General features: G+C 42.0%; 5 protein-coding genes and 1 pseudogene. All 6 read left to right on the top strand.

The window, feature by feature from the left end:
• Nucleotides 1-124: pseudogene (locus tag PCY17_RS12065) on the top strand (50S ribosomal protein L3); the annotation flags it as partial.
• A gap of 24 nt (nt 125-148) precedes the next feature.
• Entirely contained in the window at nt 149-772 is a 624-nt protein-coding gene (gene rplD / locus PCY17_RS12060) for a 50S ribosomal protein L4 (protein WP_000024549.1), read from the top strand.
• A complete protein-coding gene (locus tag PCY17_RS12055; protein WP_001055347.1) occupies nt 772-1,068 on the top strand; it encodes a 50S ribosomal protein L23 in 297 nt (98 codons plus the stop codon). Before rplD ends, PCY17_RS12055 begins: the two co-directional genes overlap by 1 nt.
• A 17-nt stretch (nt 1,069-1,085) precedes the next feature.
• Nucleotides 1,086-1,919: a 50S ribosomal protein L2 gene (gene rplB, locus PCY17_RS12050; protein WP_000512914.1), complete on the top strand. Its 834-nt coding sequence runs from the start codon at nt 1,086-1,088 to the stop codon at nt 1,917-1,919.
• Nucleotides 1,920-2,023: 104 nt separating this feature from the next.
• On the top strand, nt 2,024-2,305 hold the full coding sequence (gene rpsS, locus PCY17_RS12045) for a 30S ribosomal protein S19 (protein WP_000533766.1): 282 nt from the start codon (nt 2,024-2,026) through the stop codon (nt 2,303-2,305).
• A gap of 11 nt (nt 2,306-2,316) precedes the next feature.
• Nucleotides 2,317-2,611, top strand: a 295-nt coding sequence (gene rplV, locus PCY17_RS12040; RefSeq protein WP_301395761.1) for a 50S ribosomal protein L22, incomplete at its 3' end; no start/stop codon positions are given.

Here is a 2,611-nt window from a genome sequence, read left to right as displayed (position 1 = left end):
AATTCAAAACCTTGAAGTTGTACAAGTTGTTCCAGAAAAGAACGTTATCCTTATCAAAGGTAACGTACCAGGTGCTAAGAAATCTCTTATCACTATCAAATCAGCAGTTAAAGCTGGTAAATAATAAGGAAAGGGGAATACAGTCAAAATGGCAAATGTAACATTATTCGACCAAACTGGTAAACAAGCGGGCGAAGTTGTTCTTAACGATGCAATCTTTGGTATCGAACCAAACCAATCTGTTGTGTTTGATGTCATCATCAGCCAACGTGCTAGCCTTCGTCAAGGAACTCACGCTGTTAAAAACCGTTCAGCCGTTTCAGGTGGCGGACGCAAACCATGGCGTCAAAAAGGAACTGGACGTGCTCGTCAAGGTTCTATCCGCTCTCCACAATGGCGTGGTGGTGGAATCGTCTTCGGACCAACTCCACGTAGCTATGCGTACAAACTTCCTCAAAAAGTTCGTCGCCTTGCACTAAAATCTGTTTACTCAGAAAAAGTTGCTGAAAACAAATTTGTAGCCGTTGATTCTCTTGAATTTACAGCTCCAAAAACTGCTGAATTTGCAAAAGTTCTTGCAGCTTTGAGCATCGATTCTAAAGTCCTTGTTATTCTTGAAGAAGGAAACGAATTCGCAGCTCTTTCAGCTCGTAACCTTCCAAACGTGAAAGTTGCGACTGCTACAACTGCAAGTGTTCTTGACATCGCAAATAGTGACAAACTTCTTGTTACTCAAGCAGCTATCTCTAAAATCGAGGAGGTTCTTGCATAATGAATTTGTATGATGTTATCAAAAAACCTGTTATCACTGAAAGCTCAATGGCTCAACTTGAAGCAGGAAAATATGTATTTGAAGTTGACACTCGTGCACACAAACTTTTGATCAAGCAAGCTGTTGAAGCTGCTTTTGAAGGTGTTAAAGTTGCAAATGTTAACACAATCAACGTAAAACCTAAAGCTAAACGTGTTGGACGTTACACTGGTTTTACTAACAAAACTAAAAAAGCTATCATCACTCTTACAGCTGATTCAAAAGCAATCGAGTTGTTTGCTGCTGAAGCTGAATAATCTAAGGAGGAAATATCGTGGGAATTCGTGTTTATAAACCAACAACAAACGGTCGCCGTAATATGACTTCTTTGGATTTCGCTGAAATCACAACAAGCACACCAGAAAAAACTTTGCTTGTTGCTTTGAAGAACAAGGCTGGTCGTAACAACAACGGTCGTATCACAGTTCGTCACCAAGGTGGTGGACACAAACGTTTCTACCGTTTGGTTGACTTTAAACGTAACAAAGATAACGTTGAAGCAGTTGTTAAAACTATCGAGTACGATCCAAACCGTTCTGCAAACATCGCTCTTGTACACTACACTGACGGTGTGAAAGCATACATCATCGCTCCAAAAGGTCTTGAAGTTGGTCAACGTATCGTTTCAGGTCCTGAAGCAGATATCAAAGTAGGTAACGCTCTTCCACTTGCTAACATCCCAGTTGGTACTTTGGTCCACAACATTGAGTTGAAACCAGGTCGTGGTGGTGAATTGGTTCGTGCTGCTGGAGCTTCTGCTCAAGTATTGGGACAAGAAGGTAAATACGTTCTTGTTCGTCTTCAATCAGGCGAAGTTCGTATGATTCTTGGAACTTGTCGTGCTACAGTTGGTGTTGTCGGAAACGAACAACATGGACTTGTAAACCTTGGTAAAGCAGGACGTAGCCGTTGGAAAGGTATCCGCCCAACAGTTCGTGGTTCTGTAATGAACCCTAACGATCACCCACACGGTGGTGGTGAAGGTAAAGCACCAGTTGGTCGTAAAGCACCATCTACTCCATGGGGCAAACCTGCTCTTGGTCTTAAAACTCGTAACAAGAAAGCGAAATCTGACAAACTTATCGTTCGTCGTCGCAACGAGAAATAATTTAAAACTAGTCGCTTAAGCAACTAGGAAATTCCGCCAGCTCGGTAGCGCTCCTTGTGAGCGCAAGCCGCTGTGGTACAAAATTTAAAGGAGAAAATATAAAAATGGGACGCAGTCTTAAAAAAGGACCTTTCGTCGATGAGCATTTGATGAAAAAAGTTGAAGCTCAAGCTAACGACGAAAAGAAAAAAGTTATCAAAACTTGGTCACGTCGTTCAACGATCTTCCCAAGTTTCATTGGTTACACAATCGCAGTTTATGATGGACGTAAACACGTACCTGTTTACATCCAAGAAGACATGGTAGGTCACAAACTTGGTGAATTCGCACCAACTCGTACTTACAAAGGTCACGCCGCAGACGACAAGAAGACACGTAGAAAATAAGGAGAACATAAATGGCAGAAATTACTTCAGCTAAAGCAATGGCTCGCACAGTACGTGTTTCACCTCGTAAATCACGTCTTGTTCTTGACAACATCCGTGGTAAAAGCGTAGCCGATGCAATCGCAATTTTGACATTCACTCCAAACAAAGCTGCTGAAATCATCTTGAAAGTTTTGAACTCAGCTGTAGCTAACGCTGAAAACAACTTTGGTTTGGACAAAGCTAACTTGGTAGTATCTGAAGCATTCGCAAACGAAGGACCAACTATGAAACGTTTCCGTCCACGTGCGAAAGGTTCAGCTTCAC

The organism is Streptococcus sp. SO2 (genome assembly GCF_030440025.1).
Note: the sequence above shows the minus strand (reverse complement) of the source record. Positions and strands in the feature narration are given on the sequence as shown.